At 32.3% G+C, this 17,427-nt stretch carries 17 protein-coding genes and 1 tRNA gene; 9 read left to right on the top strand and 9 right to left on the bottom strand.

Translation table 11 applies throughout. The annotated features are described in order from the left end of the window. Positions 1–519 precede the first annotated feature (519 nt). The 4 genes from C8C83_RS07705 (at position 520) to C8C83_RS07690 (ending at position 4,662) form a co-directional block, all read left to right on the top strand. Complete coding sequence (locus C8C83_RS07705) at positions 520–1,299, top strand: TatD family hydrolase (protein ID WP_132011714.1); 780 nt, start codon at positions 520–522, stop codon at positions 1,297–1,299. A 64-nt stretch (positions 1,300–1,363) separates the two neighbouring features. Further along, complete coding sequence (locus tag C8C83_RS07700) at positions 1,364–2,500, top strand: 1-acyl-sn-glycerol-3-phosphate acyltransferase (protein ID WP_121327539.1); 1,137 nt, start codon at positions 1,364–1,366, stop codon at positions 2,498–2,500. Continuing rightward, on the top strand, positions 2,490–3,521 hold the full coding sequence (locus C8C83_RS07695) for an asparaginase (RefSeq protein WP_121327537.1): 1,032 nt from the start codon (positions 2,490–2,492) through the stop codon (positions 3,519–3,521). Before C8C83_RS07700 ends, C8C83_RS07695 begins: the two co-directional genes overlap by 11 nt. Before the next feature lie 166 nt (positions 3,522–3,687). Next, a complete protein-coding gene (locus C8C83_RS07690; RefSeq protein WP_121326054.1) occupies positions 3,688–4,662 on the top strand; it encodes an integrase core domain-containing protein in 975 nt (324 codons plus the stop codon). Between the two features lie 182 nt (positions 4,663–4,844). Here C8C83_RS07690 and C8C83_RS07685 read toward each other — a convergent pair whose 3' ends face one another. Beyond that, on the bottom strand, positions 4,845–6,077 hold the full coding sequence (locus C8C83_RS07685) for an MFS transporter (protein ID WP_121327535.1): 1,233 nt from the start codon (positions 6,075–6,077) through the stop codon (positions 4,845–4,847). A 91-nt stretch (positions 6,078–6,168) separates the two neighbouring features. Here C8C83_RS07685 and C8C83_RS07680 point away from each other — a divergent pair, with 91 nt between their 5' ends. The 4 genes from C8C83_RS07680 (at position 6,169) to C8C83_RS07665 (ending at position 9,743) form a co-directional block, all read left to right on the top strand. Continuing rightward, positions 6,169–7,041, top strand: coding sequence for a LysR substrate-binding domain-containing protein (locus C8C83_RS07680; protein ID WP_121327533.1), 873 nt, complete (start codon positions 6,169–6,171; stop codon positions 7,039–7,041). A 60-nt stretch (positions 7,042–7,101) separates the two neighbouring features. Continuing rightward, positions 7,102–7,188, top strand: a tRNA-Ser gene (locus tag C8C83_RS07675). Between the two features lie 214 nt (positions 7,189–7,402). After that, positions 7,403–8,809, top strand: coding sequence for a hypothetical protein (locus C8C83_RS07670; protein ID WP_132011713.1), 1,407 nt, complete (start codon positions 7,403–7,405; stop codon positions 8,807–8,809). Positions 8,810–8,813: 4 nt separating this feature from the next. After that, positions 8,814–9,743 (top strand): hypothetical protein, encoded by a 930-nt coding sequence (locus C8C83_RS07665; protein ID WP_132011712.1) that lies wholly within the window; start codon positions 8,814–8,816, stop codon positions 9,741–9,743. A gap of 65 nt (positions 9,744–9,808) precedes the next feature. Here the strand turns inward: C8C83_RS07665 and C8C83_RS07660 are convergent, their stop codons facing one another. Together C8C83_RS07660 and C8C83_RS07655 are read right to left on the bottom strand one after the other, a co-directional pair. Continuing rightward, positions 9,809–10,228, bottom strand: a complete 420-nt coding sequence (locus C8C83_RS07660) for a helix-turn-helix transcriptional regulator (protein WP_121327527.1) — start codon at positions 10,226–10,228, stop codon at positions 9,809–9,811. 80 nt (positions 10,229–10,308) lie between these two features. Beyond that, positions 10,309–11,856 (bottom strand): ATP-binding protein, encoded by a 1,548-nt coding sequence (locus C8C83_RS07655; protein ID WP_121327525.1) that lies wholly within the window; start codon positions 11,854–11,856, stop codon positions 10,309–10,311. A 437-nt stretch (positions 11,857–12,293) separates the two neighbouring features. Here C8C83_RS07655 and C8C83_RS07650 point away from each other — a divergent pair, with 437 nt between their 5' ends. Then, positions 12,294–12,470, top strand: a complete 177-nt coding sequence (locus C8C83_RS07650) for a MarR family transcriptional regulator (protein WP_121327523.1) — start codon at positions 12,294–12,296, stop codon at positions 12,468–12,470. A 69-nt stretch (positions 12,471–12,539) separates the two neighbouring features. Here the strand turns inward: C8C83_RS07650 and C8C83_RS07645 are convergent, their stop codons facing one another. From C8C83_RS07645 to C8C83_RS07620, 6 genes are all read right to left on the bottom strand, one after another. After that, positions 12,540–13,046 carry a GNAT family N-acetyltransferase gene (locus C8C83_RS07645; RefSeq protein WP_121327521.1) on the bottom strand — a complete coding sequence of 169 codons (507 nt, stop codon included), beginning with the start codon at positions 13,044–13,046 and terminating at the stop codon, positions 12,540–12,542. Between the two features lie 81 nt (positions 13,047–13,127). Then, positions 13,128–14,087: a nitrilase family protein gene (locus C8C83_RS07640; RefSeq protein WP_121327519.1), complete on the bottom strand. Its 960-nt coding sequence runs from the start codon at positions 14,085–14,087 to the stop codon at positions 13,128–13,130. 285 nt (positions 14,088–14,372) lie between these two features. Beyond that, positions 14,373–15,257: a helix-turn-helix domain-containing protein gene (locus tag C8C83_RS07635; RefSeq protein WP_233566027.1), complete on the bottom strand. Its 885-nt coding sequence runs from the start codon at positions 15,255–15,257 to the stop codon at positions 14,373–14,375. Between the two features lie 24 nt (positions 15,258–15,281). Then, positions 15,282–15,710, bottom strand: coding sequence for a hypothetical protein (locus C8C83_RS07630; RefSeq protein WP_121327515.1), 429 nt, complete (start codon positions 15,708–15,710; stop codon positions 15,282–15,284). A gap of 69 nt (positions 15,711–15,779) precedes the next feature. Beyond that, on the bottom strand, positions 15,780–16,553 hold the full coding sequence (locus C8C83_RS07625; protein ID WP_121327513.1) for a helix-turn-helix transcriptional regulator: 774 nt from the start codon (positions 16,551–16,553) through the stop codon (positions 15,780–15,782). Between the two features lie 85 nt (positions 16,554–16,638). After that, on the bottom strand, positions 16,639–17,391 hold the full coding sequence (locus tag C8C83_RS07620) for an SGNH/GDSL hydrolase family protein (RefSeq protein WP_121327511.1): 753 nt from the start codon (positions 17,389–17,391) through the stop codon (positions 16,639–16,641). Between the last annotated feature and the right edge of the window lie 36 nt (positions 17,392–17,427).

Here is a 17,427-nt window from a genome sequence, read left to right as displayed (position 1 = left end):
AATAAAAAAATCCGTTTAAATCTGCATTTTCACAAAGTGAATCCGTTTCATCCGCGTGCCATTGGTTTCCACTTCGCCAAGTTTGACAAAAACGCAACACAAACAAAAACACGCAAAAAACCACATTACAAAATAAAAAAATCCGTACAAATCTGCATTTTCACAAAGTGAATCCGTTAAATCCGTGTGCCATTGGTTTCCACTTCGCCAAGTCTGACAAAAACGCAACACAAACAAAAACACGCAAAAAACCACATTACAAAATAAAAAAATCCGTTTAAATCTGCGTTTTCACGAAGTGAATCCGTTTCATCCGTCTGCCATTGGTTTCCACTTCGCCAAGTCTGACAAAAACGCGACACAAACAAAAACACACATTACAAAATAAAAAAATCCGTTTAAATCCGCGTTTTCACGAAGTGAATCCGCTAAATCCGCGTGCCATTTACCGCCATCACATTCAAATTGGGAAAGTTTTTAATATTGTCGTAATTTTGAACCTTTAAAAAATTACAACAATTGAATTCAACACCTATAATTACCGACACGCACACACATTTATATTCAGAAGAATTTGATCAGGATCGTGACGAAATGATGCAAAGAGCTATAAATGCCGGAGTAACTCGTTTTTTTATTCCTGCAATCGATGCCGCTGCAACGCAATCTATGTATGATTTAGAGCAAAATTATCCTGACTATGTGTTCTTAATGATGGGTTTGCATCCCACTTACGTGAAAGATAATTACGAAGAAGAGCTAAAACATGTAGAAACCGAACTGGCAAAAAGAAAATTCTATGCCGTTGGTGAAATCGGAATTGATTTGTACTGGGATAAAACCCATTTAAAAGAACAACAAATTGCTTTTAAGAGACAAATTCAGTTAGCAAAACAATACAAATTACCAATTGTAATTCATTGTCGTGAAGCTTTTGATGAAATTTTTGAAGTTCTGGAAGAAGAGAAATCAGATGATTTATTTGGAATTTTTCATTGTTTTTCCGGAACACACGAACAGGCGCTTCAGGCGATTTCTTACAATATGAAGTTGGGAATTGGCGGAGTTGTGACATTTAAAAACGGAAAAATTGATCAGTTTTTAAATCAAATCGATTTGGAACATATCGTTTTAGAGACGGATTCACCTTATTTAGCACCAATTCCGTATCGCGGTAAACGCAACGAAAGCAGCTACTTGGTAAATGTTATTAGCAAATTAGCAGATATATATGACGTTTCTGAAGAAGAAATAGCAGGAAAAACAACACAAAATTCTAAGGACGTTTTTGGGATTTAATATGTACCTTACAATAGTTTAATTTTTTTTTTGTTCTTTTGCCCACTTAAAACCAATATAAATAATGCAGAAATTTGATGCCATTCGACCGTTTTATGATTCTGAAATAAATGAAGCACTTCATGATGTTGTCAATCATCCAATGATGAAAACCATGATGAACTTTACTTTTCCGGAAGTAGAAGATGAGGTTTGGAAAGAGCAACTTAAGAAAACACATTCGATTCGTGATTTTCAGTGCAACTTTATTTATAATACGATACAAAAGGTTTTAGAGAAAAGTTCTGAAGGACTTACAACTTCAGGATTTGAAAAATTGGAACCAAATACTTCTTACTTATTTATCTCTAATCACAGGGATATTCTTCTAGATACAACCTTATTAAACGTTTGCCTTTTTGAGCATGGATTAGTCATGACAGCATCTGCAATTGGAGATAATTTGGTTAAAAAAGCATTCCTGAGCACTTTGGCAAAACTAAACAGAAACTTTTTGGTTCTAAGAGGTTTAACGCCAAGAGAAATGTTGCAAAGTTCTAAATTGCTTGCCGAATATATGGGACAATTATTGCTTCGTGAAAATCGTTCGGTTTGGATTGCACAAAGAGAAGGACGTACAAAAGACGGAAATGACGAAACCAATCCAGGCGTTTTAAAAATGATTGGAATGGGTTCTGATGAAGCCAATTTGATGGATTATTTCAAGAAATTAAAGATCGTTCCGGTTTCAATTTCATACGAATACGATCCTACAGATGTTTTGAAAATGCCGCAATTAATGGCAGAAGCAAACAACGAAGTTTACGTTAAAGATAAAAACGAAGATTTCATGACTATTATAAGTGGCGTCATGGGAACTAAGAAAAGAATACACATTTCTGTTGGAGATGTTCTGGATACCGAAATTGATCAAATTGTTGCTGAAAACGATAATTCCAACAAACAAATTCAGGCATTGGCGCAAGTTATTGACGATTCGATTTTGAAGAATTATCAATTATGGCCAACTAATTTTATCGCTTACGACATCTTGAACGAAACAAATAGATTTGCTCATTTATACAAAGAAAATGAGAAATCTTTGTTTGAGCGTCGTTTAGAAATGCGTATCGGAAGTGATAATCCAGTTACAAGACAAGGATTTCTGTCAATGTATGCAAATCCTGTTGTGAACAAATTAAAATACCAAGATGTCATCTAAAGCTAAAATATTACTAATCTATACCGGTGGAACCATTGGTATGAGTAAAGATTTTGAAACGGGCGCACTCAAAGCGTTCAACTTTGGTAAACTATTGCAAAAAATTCCCGAAATCAAACAATTAGATTGTGAGATTGAATCCGTTTCTTTCGAAAATCCAATAGATTCATCTAATATGAATCCCGGAGAATGGACGAAAATTGCTGAAATTATAGAAGAGAATTACATTGCTTATGATGGATTTGTAGTACTTCATGGTTCAGATACAATGTCGTATTCAGCATCGGCATTGAGTTTTATGCTGGAGAATTTATCGAAACCAGTTGTATTTACCGGTTCTCAATTGCCAATTGGTGATTTGCGTACCGATGCAAAAGAAAATCTGATTACGGCAATCCAAATCGCTTCATTACAAGAAAACGGAAAACCGGTAATCAACGAAGTTTGTTTGTATTTTGAATATAAATTGTATCGCGGAAACCGAACTTCAAAAGTAAATGCTGAACATTTCAGAGCTTTTACAGCGCCAAATTACCCTGAATTGGTAGAATCTGGTGTTCACCTTAAATTAAACCGTCATTTATTTCTTCCTATAAAAGAAAACGCTGATTTAATTGTCCATAAAAAACTAGACAATCATGTTGCCATCATAAAAATGTTCCCTGGAATGAGCGAAATTGTTCTATCTTCAATTTTAGCCATTAAAGATTTAAGAGGTATCGTATTAGAAACGTATGGTTCCGGAAATGCACCAACAGAAGATTGGTTTTTGAATTTAATTCAGAAAGCCATTCAGTCCGGTTTGCATATCGTAAACGTAACACAATGTTCTGGCGGAAGCGTAAATATGGGACAATACGAAACCAGTACAGCATTAAAATCCCTTGGAGTTATCTCAGGAAAAGACATTACGACAGAAGCTGCAATTACAAAACTAATGTATTTGCTGGGCCACAATATTCCTCAAGCCAAATTTAAAAATGTATTTGAAACTGCTTTACGCGGAGAGATTTCGTTGTAAATAGAGAAATTCCAATATTTTAAAATTCCAAATTCCAAGGAAAATGCAATTTGAACCATATAAGTGATATAAGTTCATTTTAGTAAATTTTTCGATCCAATTTTGTCATTTCTGTAGATGTTAGATATTTCGGTAACAAAATTTAACTTTAATAAATTTTGTTACGATGAGAAATAATAGTCAGGATTCCACTTTAGAGCGGAACTACTTAGAGAAGTATCGTTTTCTAATAAAAGAATATGAACAGGTAAAAAATAAAACTCATCCTTTGTATAAAAAAGCAATGGATTTTTATGCAGCAAATAATACTTGCCGAAAGAGTTTTTTAAAGTATTATAATCGCTTTAAACAAAGTGGGAAATCTATTGATTTATTGCCCCAAAAAAGAGGTCCCAAATATAAAACAAGACGTCCTTTGCCTTTTATAGAGCAAAAAGTAATTGCATTACGAGAAAAAGGAAACAACAAATATGAAATTGTTAGTATCTTAAGGCCCAAATTAGGGAAGCATACACCATCATATTCAGGAGTTTATAATATTTTAAAACGCAATAAAATAAATAGATTAACTCCGAAGATTAAAAAGAATCATCAAAAAATAATCAAGGAAAGAATGGGACAACTTGGTCATATTGATTGTCATTATTTGAGCAAAAGTATAATTAAAGGGGAAAATAAAAATCGCTATTTAGTTTGTGTAATAGATGATTACAGTCGAATTGCCTGGGCTGAATTAGTTTCTGATATTACCAGTTTAACAGTTATGTTTGCGGCATTGAAATGTTTAAACATCCTAAGTGATCATTATGAAATAAAATTTGAAGAGATATTATCTGATAATGGAGCTGAATTTGGACCTAAAACAAGCAAAGTGAAAAATAATCACCCTTTTGAGAGGATGTTAATGGAATTAGGTATTGTTCATAGGTACACAAAACCCTACAGACCACAAACTAATGGTAAAGTTGAACGCTTTTGGAGAACTCTTGAAGATGATTTATTGAGAGACACAGATTTTGATTCTCATGAAGAATTAAAAGAAGAATTATTGCAATACTTATATTATTATAATCATGAAAGACCACATCAAGGTATTGATGGAAAAAAACCAATCGAAATGATAAATCCGTTACCGAAATAAGTAACCTTTACAATTTCGACAGAGGAGAAATCACACCAGAAACTCGACAAAGTAAACATAAAGAAACCCGACAGGTTTTTAATCCCGAGGCTTCGGGACTGTCGGTTTACTATGCGCAACAACCTTTGTCAAAGTTTTAAACTTTGACAAAGGTGTCTAATATTTGAATTTGATTTTTTTTCTTAATCTTTATATCGAACCGGACAAGTTCCCAATTCTTCTTCAGAACTGCGGTTTTTATAATACACATAAACAATTACAGAAACGATACAAATAATTCCTTGAATTGCAACCGTATTTCTGGTTCCTATAATGTGCGAAACGTATCCAATTATTAAACTTCCTACAGGAATCATTCCCTGATACGCCATTAAATAATAGCTAATACTTCTGGAACGCATATTTACGGTACTTTGTGTTTGAACATAAATGTTTATCGATGAGGTTTGTGCCATCATTCCCACGCCGCTCAAAGCCATACAAATAAGCGCAACAGTCAAACTATTTGAGTAAGCAAGTATAATAATGCTAAAACCTAACAATAAACTCGCAGCGATCATTATTTTGCCCATATTATCAGCTTTTTTAAGATTTGCCAAATAAATGGCTGATAAGATCGAACCAATTCCGGCAGCACTTTCGAACCAACTAAAAGTTTGAGCGTTTCCGCTAAAGATATCTTTGGCAAAAACCGGCATTAAAGTATTGAAAGAAATCACGAATAAACTGCTGCACATTAACATTAAAAGCATTTTTGCCATTTCGGTTTCTTTTTTCACATAATCCAAACCTTCAAGAAAATCGTCTAACATTTTCATTTTATCGGTTGCTTTAATATGGGGAGTGATTTTCATCATCAATAAAGAAATCAAAACCGGAATATAACTTAAGAAGTTTCCAATAAAACAAATGTCCTCACCATAATTGTGCAGAATAATTCCTGCCAAAGCCGGACCTGCAATACGCGCAAAATTATTTAAAGTAGAGTTTAAAGCAACCGCATTTGGTAAATCTTCTTTGTTATCGACAATATCAATCATCATAGTTTGACGACAAGTCATGTCAAAGGAGTTTATAATTCCCTGAAAAAGGCTTAAAGCCAAAATAAAATTGATATTGTAAATTTTTAAGTAAATCAGTAAAGCCAAAGCACCAGCCTGAAGCATCGCCAAAGATTGCAATAGAATCATGGCTTTGTGTCTGTCGTAACGCCCAATAATACTTCCGGCCAACGGTGCAAGAAATAAAGACGGAATCATACTTAAAAAAGTGGCAAGACCAAGTAAAAAGACAGAACCCGTCACGCTGTAAACCATCCAACTTACAGCCGTTTTTTGAAGCCACGTTCCAATTACCGAAACTGATTGTCCGTAAAAGAATAACTTGAAGTTTTTTGATTTTAGCGCTTTAAACATGATGCCTGATATTTTTTTACAAAGTTCGGGATTATGATTTCATTAGAAAAATTAATAATTTTACTGATAATAAGTAGTAAAACTTATCGATATGGAGATTTATCAATTAGAATATTTTATTAAAACCGCTGAAGTTCTTCATTTTACAAAAGCTGCCGAATTGTGTTTTGTCACACAATCCGGATTATCGCAACAAATAAAAAAGCTGGAAGAAGAACTCGGAATGCCTTTGTTTATCAGGATTGGGAAAAAAGTACAACTTACCGAAGCCGGTTCTGTTTTCTTGATTCATGCTAAAAAAGTGATCGAAAATGTAGAAAGCGGGAAACAGGCAATTGACGATTTGAATGAAATGATTGGCGGTGAATTGCGAATTGGTGTGACTTATATTTTTGGATTATTGATTCTGCCCGTGATTAATGCATTTGCAAAAAGATACCAAAAACTAAAAATTGTCGTAGAATACGGTACAACCGAAGCATTGGAGCAAAAATTAATTCACAATGAACTGGATTTGGTTTTGGTTATTTCATCGCATGAAATAGATCTTCCAATTCAAAAAGTGCCTTTGTTTACTTCAAATATGGTTATGGTAGTTTCAAAATCACATTCTTTGGCGGCTTTAGACAAAATTGCTTTTAAGAAAATTGAAGGAATACCGCTGGTTCTTCCGGGGAAAGGTTCGAATTCGAGAGAATTTGTAGAAGAGTTGTTTACAAAAAACAAAATGAAACCTAAAATTTCGATTGAGTTAAACTCGATTCACGCTTTATTGCAAATGGTACAAGATAGTGATTGGGCAACAATTGTAGCAGAAAAAGCCCTAAAAGACTGGGATAATCTAAAAGCAATAACGATTACGGGAGTTCCTACACAAAGAGATTCGTATATGTTAACCATAGAAGGAGCGTATCAAAAAAAGGCTGTAAAATTATTTATGGAAGAATTTAAGAAAAGTATGTAAAGTAATGTCCGATTTTGTTTTTCTAACTCAATTTTTTTTGTGTTATTTGCAAACCAATTTAGAGAGGTGTCCGAGTGGTTTAAGGAGCTAGCCTGGAAAGCTAGTATATGGGTAACTGTATCGAGGGTTCGAATCCCTTCCTCTCTGCTAAAACCGCAATTTCATAATTTATGAGATTGCGGTTTTTTATTTACATTTTTATAGGATGCGAAAGAATTATCAAATGTGATTTAAAAATTAGTAAATATTTCGAGATTTTTCATAAATCTCGAAGTATCTTTTTTGGAAAAGTTGTTTTTATAAGTTTTTTCTTTGGTTATAATTAATAATTTTTACTTTAGCTGTAAGAAAATAATTAACTATGAGAAGAATTACAAAAATGTTTAAAAGCTTACTGTTATTAAGTCTTGTGTTATTAATGACTAATTGTGCGACTGAAGAAATCGGACAGAAAAATGTTGCTCAGTCTTCTTCTGAGGCTAAAATTTGGTTTGATAGTCATCAAAAAGATTATAACGCAACGGTTTTAAATTATATAGGAAGTTTGCAATGGCAAAATGCAATTATTTCGAAAGGTGAAGATGGAGAAATAATAGAAGTGCCATTTAATCTTAGTAGTAATTTAAGTGCGACAACAAAAGAAGCCGATCAATATAATGACCATCATCGTTTAATGTTTATAAAAGATGAACAAAATGGATTTAAACTTTATTATATTCAGATTTTAACGAATGATGAAAATTATAAAATTCAGGATAAAAATTACAATTATTATAATATTAAGGATACTTTTAACGGTAAGATTTTTGTACAAGAATTAGCTACTAATGCTGGAACTAAAATTGAGTTTAAAAAAGGAAAAAAGATAGAACCTTCTTTGACTACAAAATATTCTGAAAACGAGATACAATGCGTTTATTATGGCTATTGGTATGAAGATGGACATTTTGAACCACTTTACGAAGTAGGTTGTTATGCTAGTGGCGGAAGTGACCCTCAGTATTTACCTGCACCTGATTATGGAGGTGGAACTGGCTCATCTGGCTCAGAAAATACAGATCAGACAATAGCTCAGAAAATTGAAAAAAACATTAATTCGGATCAATTAAAGGGATGCCCAAAAGATGTTTTAGAGAAATTAAAAAATGCAACCAATTGTGATATAGCCACTATTTTAGCTAAATTGGGTTCAACTAGAACGATTAATCTTGAAATAATAACAAAGCAACCAACTAATGGTCAACCTGCACAAACAGTTCGAACTAATTCGTTGGATAGATATCAATATACAGTTCGTATAAGCCCAGATTATACTTCTGCTACAAGTTTGTTTAGAGCATCTAATATTTTGCATGAGTTTACTCATGCTTATTTTATGAGTTTAATAGATGACTACGCGTCTACTAGTAATCCAATTGTTTTTGCGGATACACCAACACTTTTTCAGGCTTTTTGTGATAGTAAATTTCCTCCAAAAAAAAGCGAATTGCCAAATTTGCATCATAAAGAAATGGCAGAAACTTACGTGAAAGCTATAGGAGCAGCATTACAAGAGTTTCAGACCGGAATTCCTGTTATAGCTGGAAAAGCTCCAAATCAAATCTATACAGATTTAGCTTGGGGAGGCTTACGAGGAACTCCAATCTATGATGAAACTTTTCCTGTTGGCAGTGAAGATTATAAAAGAATAGAAGATCGATATGCTGCCGAGTCGAATGGTGGAACGTCTGGAAATCAAACTGCAATTGGAAAACCTTGTAAAATTTAGAAGTATGAAAAAAAGTATTATTTTATATTTATTTATAATTTGTTTTGTTAGTTGTGTTTCTGCTAAGAATACAAATAAAATAGATAATTTGAAGACAACCGAAGAGGTCGTTAAATTTGCGAAATCTATAAATCCTGATTTTGCCAAAGAAAATTTTGGAGAATTACAAATAAAGCCCACGGAGTCAATTACTAATGCATTAAATAATTGTGATCTCTATAAAAGTTGGAATATTCAAAATTGGCAGAAAATAGACCTTAATAACGATGGGAAAACTGATTTACTTTTTACAGGTTATTGGTATAGTACTTATTCTCAATATGCTATAGTAGAGGTTGAATCTGGTAAGTATAATTTGTTTAATCTCTCCGAGAACTTAGAATACGCTTGTAAAATTTTAAAACCTATTGTTGTAAACCATAAAAATGAATTACTAGTAAACAATTATAAAACAGATGATGAAAGTATTTCTAAAAGAGAAACAATTCATTATTTAGATACGCTTACTTATAAATTTAATGCTTTTATAGAAATAAATAAGAAAGTTGTTAATTATGATATTGAAAGCATAAAATTTATTTTGGATAACAATTTTGAAATTGAGGTTTATAACAACCAAAATGCGCATTATAATTGTTTGAATACTTTTAATGTATCAAATTTAAAAGGGAATTTTTACAAAGGAGAATCAAGAAAAAAAATTGACGTATCTTATTTTAATGAGTTAGGAAAAATGCTCGAATATATTAATGTCAAAGATTTACCAAACGAATATACATTAGATGGTTATGATTTCCCTACAGTTTGGCTGGAAATTAAATTTAAAGATGGTAGTATTAAAAAAATAAAAGATTATGGTTATCAGGGAACTTATGGTTTGAATGCTATATATGATAAAATAAAAAAAATGGCATTAGAAATTGACTGGAAATAATAATATAAAAAAGCCTGCTAATTTTATTTAGCAGGCTTTTTTTATTCAACTTCTTTTAAAAGATTTTATTTCTCTTTTAATAATTTCTCCAAATATTCGTTTTTATCCTTTTCAGATTGAAGTAAACGTTCATAAAGCTTTTCTTTTTCTTCATAAACTTCAATTAATTTGTCTAATGGATTGAAATTGCAATGATTAGACTGTGGAGCAACAATGCTTCCATTAATTTCGTTATCGTAAATATTATTAAAATAATTGATCACCGCTTCTTCCGAAAAATTTTTAATTGCGTCAACGGTCATTCCAAGAGCTTTTGCGACTTCTTTCAGTTTTTCTTCGTCTATAGTTTCGCTGTTTTCCATAGCCGAGATTGCTTGCTGATTTGTTCCCAAAGCTTGTGCCAATGCTTCTTGTTTCATGTCTTTAAGTTCACGAATACGGCTTATTTTTCGCCCTATATGATATGGTTTTGTTGTTGTGCTCATAAATCAAAGGTATTTAAAATTTTTAGAGAAAAATAGATTTTAGTAAAAAACAGATTGGTTTTTGTAAGATACGGTTTTCATTATGATACTACCGGAATATAAATATCAAATTTAGCTCCGTGATTTAATTTTCCGGTTGCGGTAATGATTCCGTTATGGTTTTCTACAATTTTTTTGACAATAGCAAGACCAATTCCGGTTCCTTTATAATCTGTTTTACTATTGAGTTGCTGGAACATTTCGAAAACCCTGCTTTCAAACTGAGGGTCAAATCCAATGCCATTATCACTTATAATAATGTGGCAATAATCTGCCAATGATTTATTTTTCTTTGTTTTTGGTTTTGTATAAAGGGTTTCTATAGTGATATGAGGTGCTTTTTCTTTTGTTGAGAATTTCAGAGAATTACTTACCAAATTGCATATTAATTGATGAAACTGTGAAGGAATTATAAAAGCTTTACAATCTCCGGATAATTCAATAATAGCTTTTTTTAATTTTATTTCTTCTTTTAAATCTTCCAGTACTTTATTGATGACATCATTAAGACTAGTGTTTTCAAATTTCTTTTCGGTTACACTTGTGCGGGAATAAGTCAATAAATCATTTATAAGTGCTTGCATGTGAGAAGCCGAAACTTCGATTCGTTCAAGATAATACTTTCCTTTCTCCGTTAAATTTTGATATTCTTCTGTTGAAATTCGATCCGAAAAAACCTGTATTTTTCTCAGTGGTTCCTGAAGATGATGACTGGATATATAAGTAAAAGCTTCCAATTCATTATTTGCAAGAATTAACTCGGAAGCACGTTTTTCTTTTTCATTGTTTTGAAAAGTAAGTTCTGTGTTTGCAATAACAAGTTCTGCGGCACGTTTTTCTTTTTCTTTATTTTGATAAGCAAGTTCTGTATTTGCTATTACAAGTTCAGCGGCACGTTTTTCTTTTTCATTGTTTTGGAAAGTAAGTTCTGTATTTGCGATAACAAGCTCTGCAGCACGATTTTCTTTTTCTTTGTTTTGAAAAAGAAGTTCAGAATTAGCAATACTTAGTTCGGCAGCACGATCTTCTTTTTCCTGGTTTTGATAAGCAAGTTCTGTATTTGCTATAACAAGTTCCGCAGCACGGTCTTCTTTTTCCTGATTTTGATAAGCAAGTTCTGTATTTGCAATCACAAGTTCGGCAGCGCGTTTTTCTTTTTCATTGTTTTGAAAAGTAAGTTCTGTATTTGCGATAACAAGTTCGGCAGCGCGGTCTTCTTTTTCCTGATTTTGATAAGCAAGTTCTGTGTTTGCTATAACTAATTCTGCGGCACGATTTTCTTTTTCTTTATTTTGAAAAAGAAGCTCAGAATTGGCGATAATTAGTTCATCAGCCCGTTTTTGTTTTTCTTTATTTTGGTAGGCAAGTTCTGTATTTGCAATAACAAGTTCGGCAGCACGTTTTTCTTTTTCTTCGTTTTGATAGGCCAGTTCAGCATTGGCAATAACAAGCTCTGAGGCACGCTTTTTTCGTTCCTCGATTTGTTGTGCAAGTCTTTTATTAACGAGCAGCAATTCATCATTATGATTTACTTTAGTCCGTTCTGGAAAAGTAGTAGTTTCAGGCGGAATAATCTTTTTTTTGCTCATAGTTTCTAGCGCATTTATCCAAATATAACCTAACTGAATTTAATGCCTTTGTTTTGAACTTAATAAGTGAATTTATAATCTATTATAGAGCGTTAATGCTCAAAACTTGAGTTTTTAATTTTAGGTTTTTTCTTATAATTTTATTTTAAATAAAAACAGGTTGTTAAATACCTTTTTTGCTGAGATTATGTAGTTTTCTTTTATTTAACTTCTGAAATTATTTTTAAAACGATGTAGCATTTTTGTTTTATGATTGTCTTGATTTAAAATGCTTTAATTGTCTGATTTGCAAAATGTATAAAAAGAAAAAAGATTTAGCAGACAATCATCAATCAAAAACACGAGAAATTTTATTTATCAATCTCTAAAAATAACGCCTTTATTTTTATAAGAAAATATTTACTATTTTTGTGTTTTTAATCGAAATATAAAAATTTATGGAAATCAAGGATCAGGTATTAGATGCAATAAAAAAAGCTGAACAGCCTGTAAATGCTGGTAAAGTAGTTGAGTTAACTAAACTAGAGCGTAAAGAAGTAGACAAAGCAATGAAAAAATTAAAAGACGAAGGTTTAATAGTTTCTCCTAAACATTGCTTTTGGGAAGCAAAATGAGTTTAAAAAAAAGAGTAGTAAGAGACAGACCTAACAGGTTTTTAAAACCTGTTAGGTCTAAATCTATATTTAAAGTTTAATCTCAAACAAACTAAAAGAACCTTCTTTGTAATGCTCCGGTAATTCGCTTGTCCATTCTATTGTGCTGATTCCTTTATATTCGAAACCGCAACTTGTGTAGTATTTGTTTATTCTCTCGTTTCCGCTATGCGTGTCAAGTCTAATGTATTCTTTGTTATTTTCTTTGGCATATATTTTAACCCATTCGATGATTTTTTTTACATACGATTGTCCCCTGAATTTTGGATTTGTGGCAATACGATGAAGATAAACTGCAGGATCTTTTGCAGCTTCTTTCCAGATAATTAAATCATTAAAAGTAAGTACAAATGTACAGGCAACTTCATCTCCTTCTTTGATAATAAAATGGCGATTTTCTTCAATTTCTTTTTCAATAAGTGCTCTTTCAAAGCCTCTCCAGCTTTTATTATTGACTGTTTTTTGGTATGATGTAGCTTCATTATAGATATCAAAAACAGCGTCGATATCTTCATTTGTAGTTTTAAAAAATTCCATTATTGGGTTGTATTCTGTAGATTAATCAATGTTGTAAAGATAAATTTTCAGATTTTCAAAGTGGGATGAATTATATTAGTTTTAACTTTTTTCATAAGAATTTAACCAAACGACATTTTGTTCTGATTCGTGATTTTGTCCAATAATATCACGATATAATTCTGGTCTTCTTGCTTTTATATAGCGATTTCCTCCAGCTAAAACGCATTTTTCAGGAGTAATTATTGCTGTGGCAAAAGAGTCGTCAAAAGTTCGGCATTCTGCGAGAATATCTCCAAACGGATCAACAATCATCGAACAGCCATTTTTTAATTGATCGTCATCCATACCAATTGGGTTGGAGAAAACGGCATAAATAGCATTATCATAAGCTCTTGCAGGCAACCATTTCATTAACCAATCGCGACCCTTCATTCCGTCAAATTCCAGTCTTAAAGAAGTTGGATCAGCTTCACGGTTTTCCCAAAGTCGAGGTGCAACAAATCCAGCGCCAGGTCTTGTCGAAGGCGTACACATCGTGACGTGTGGCATAAAAATAATATTGGCTCCCAGAAGTTTTGTTGCGCGAACATTTTCGATAATATTATTGTCGTAACAAATTAGAATTCCGCATTTCCAGCCTTTAATTTCAAAGATGCAATAACGATCTCCGGGCGTTAAATAGGGATTTATAAACGGATGAAGTTTTCTGTATTTTGCAACCAAACCATTTTTGTCAACACAAACGTAGGCTTTAAAAAGATTATCATTTTCATCCTTTTCAAAAAGTCCGGCAAGAATTACAATATCATTTTTTTGGGCAATTTCGGTTAGTTTTAAGATGCTTTCTCCACTTGGGATAATTTCTGCTAAATCCAGCATTTGTTCTTTCGATAAATGTCTTGCAAATGTATATCCCGTGATTGAACATTCGTGAAACGCAATCACATCGCAACCTTCATTGGCCGCTTTTTGCGAAAGCTTTTCGATTATAGATAAATTATAGTTTTTGTCGCCGCTTTTATTCTCAAATTGTGCAGTAGCTATTTTTAGATTTTCCATTTTTGATACTATTATTTTGAATCAAAAGTAGTATCAATGAAATACTGTAAATTGTATAAAACCGACATTTTAAAGTACAAATGCGAATCAAGGTTTGAAGATGTGCCTTTAGGCACTAAATATTGGTAGAAAAACAGGAATAGAAATAAATTTAGCGTGCCGTAGGTACGCAATAGTTGTCGTTTTGTTGCGTACCTAAGGCACGCCAGTATATCACGAGTCTAATTTTTACCAATATTTAGTGCCTAAAGGCACAAATTGAAAGGTTTCAACTCTTAATCAGATTTATAATGGAGGAGAAGTCTTGATAAGATTATTGGTTAATTTCCCGCTGTAATACAAGTATTCTTTGGGAGATATTCCGGTATGTTTTCTGAAATCTTTGATTAAATGCGATTGATCCGAAAATCCTGCATCATAACAAATAGTCGTCAGATTTGTATCTGCAGGTTTGTCTTTTAATAATTTTAAAAAATGATGCAATCTAACAACGTTGCCAAATTTCTTTGGGTTTAACCCAATCGATTCTTTAAATTTTCGTTCCAAATGTCTTTCGGTATAACCGGTATATTTGACCAATTGTGCTACAGAAAAATGTCCTTTGTTTGAAATTATAAAATCTAACGAACTATTTACAATCATTTGGTTTGATTGAGATTTCTTAGAAATCAGGTTTCCGAAAAAATGATTTAAAAGCTCAATTCTTGTTTGATTACTATTTTGTTCCGATAATTTTTCCTGTAGAATCAGTCCGTTTTCTCCAAAAACATCATCTATAGAAATAATAGAATCGAGAAATTCATTGGCAGGAATTCCCAACAATTGATGAATTCCCGTGGGCTGAAAAACAACAATTATTAAAGTTATTTCGTCATTAGAATAAATGTCTTTAAAACCATTGAGTTGTCCGTATAAAAATGAATTTGGCAGATAATTCATTGCTTTATAATCCGAAATATCAGCGATAAGTTTACTCTTAAAAGAAAATACAACGCCGGTATTTCCATCAGAAAACAATCTAAGTTTTTGAATAGCAGTTTCCTGATTATCCAAAAAAAGATAATGTTTGATATAAGGCGATAATTCTTTTGAAGGTAAAACTTGCATGATTATAATAATTCTTGAGATGTTAATCGTATAATTTTTTATACAATCAAGAATCAGCTTCATACAAAATTAGGCATATTTTTTCGATTATAGTTTTTCTGATTCTTTATAGATATTTCTATCCATTGTGATTTTTAATCTGGCAAACATTTCGGCAATATCAAAGCCTTCTTTTTTATATTGGGCTTGCACGGCTTCTTTTGCTTTTTTCAAAACAGTTTCATTTTCCCAAACGGCAATTGTCATAAAAACGAAATTTCCTTGTTCATCAATTCGTTCATAAGCTTCATCTTTTATGAATCCGTTTAAGGTTCTGATGAAGTTTCTATTGATGGTTACTCTTTCTAAAAATTCTTGCTTTGATTGCTCGGGAACGATAAATTTATCGATAAAGATTTGTTGCATGTTTTCTGATTTTTTGGTTTCGATTTCTGAATTAATTGTTGCCGATTGAGCATTTGTTTTATAGCCAAACAATGTCAAAAAGATAATTCCGATTAAAAGATTTGTTTTCATAACTCTTGATTTTTTATTGATGTAAAATTCAAGATTACAGAAACCAATTAATTGTAAAAAATCATTGATTTACCAAAAAGAAGGAAATTTAAAAAATTCAGAAGGAGTTTGTCCCGTAAACAATTTGAAGTCTTTATTAAAGTGAGATTGATCAAAATATCCGGCATCAAATGCAAGTTCGATTAGGTTTTGATTGTTTTGTTTCCGGTCGATAATTGCTTTTATTCTTACGACATAAGAAAATTGTTTGGGCGATGAACCAATTGTTTTTCGGAATCTTTTTTCGAAAGCATCCTGGCTGATATAAAGCATATCTGCAAGTTCTTTTATTTTAATAATGCCTTTTTTAGATTGGATTATTGCGATTGCATTCGTAATTAATTCATCTGGTTTGTAATCGTGTAATCTTGACAAAAGAAATTGTTCGATTACGGCAATCCTTTGATTGTTGGTTTTAGCTTCCGCCAAAAGTTCTTCTATAATGGCGATTTTTTGCTTTGGAAAGAAATTGTCTAATGAAACACTTTCTTCAAATAATTCGTGAAGAGGTTCTTTAAAAAAGGCTTTGGCTCCAACTTCTTTAAAGTGAACAATAACAGTTGTAGTATCTTTTGAATAATTAATTAACCGCGCTGATTTTCGAATACCGGAAATTGCTGAAACAGGTAAATTATCATGACTATTTCCTTTAATGTAATTAACGTCGCCTTTGCATCTAAAAGCAATTGTAAGCGCAGTCCCCGGCAAAACCCGATTGATTAATTCATCCTGACTTTCGATAATTCTATAAGTCTTGATAAATGGTTTTAATTGTTCTGTTGGGATAAAATCTACAATTTTCATTTCCTAATGTAGTTTACTGCTAGTAAAGATAAGGAAAAGTAATTTTAAAGTAAAAGTTCTGTTTTTGTTCGATTCGATTCGAAAATTAATCCTGCAGAATCATTTTTACTTTAGGAAGAATACGATCTACAAACTGTTTATAAGCCAACTCCGATGGATGTAAACCATCTGAAGCAACAAGGCTGCTATTGCTCAAACCTTTTTGAGTAATGTCAGTAATAGAGATAAAAGCAACACCTTTACTAATGCAGTAACTCTCGGCAGTATTATTGTATTTTGTTATTTCACCAGAAACCCTTGCTTGGTTTTCGGCAGTATAATTGGAGGCAAACGGCGTGTACGTATAATCAGGAATCGAAAGCACAAGTACGTTTTTTTTATCTCCTTTTGCCAATGCAATGGCTTTGTCCAGCAATTGCGGAAATTCCTTTTCATAAACACTAAAATTCAGATGTTGATATTGATTATTCACACCAATTAAAAGTGTAACCAAATCATAATTAGAATCTGGTTTTTTGCTATTTATAGCCGAAATTAGATCTGAAGTTGTCCAGCCAGTTTGGGCAATTACTTGTAATGAAAAACTGGTTTGAGGGTAGATTGTTTTTAAGCTTGCTTTTAACTGTTCAGGATATCGACAGGTTTCGCAAACACTTTGGCCTATTGTATAACTGTCGCCTAATGCCAGATAATTTACAGTAGTAGGAATTGTTGTAGTGGGAGTTTCTGTTGCAGGAGGAGTTGTGCTTGTAGTTTCTGAAGAACTTTCATCACTGTTACAACTTAAGAGAAATATAGAGAGTATGATGGTAACTATTTGTTTGAAATGTGGTTTCATAATTTGGGTAAATTAGGTTTCGTGTCATTTTAAACA

It is taken from the genome of Flavobacterium sp. 90 (assembly GCF_004339525.1).
GTDB lineage: Bacteria > Bacteroidota > Bacteroidia > Flavobacteriales > Flavobacteriaceae > Flavobacterium.
This window is presented reverse-complemented; position numbering and strand designations above follow the sequence as displayed.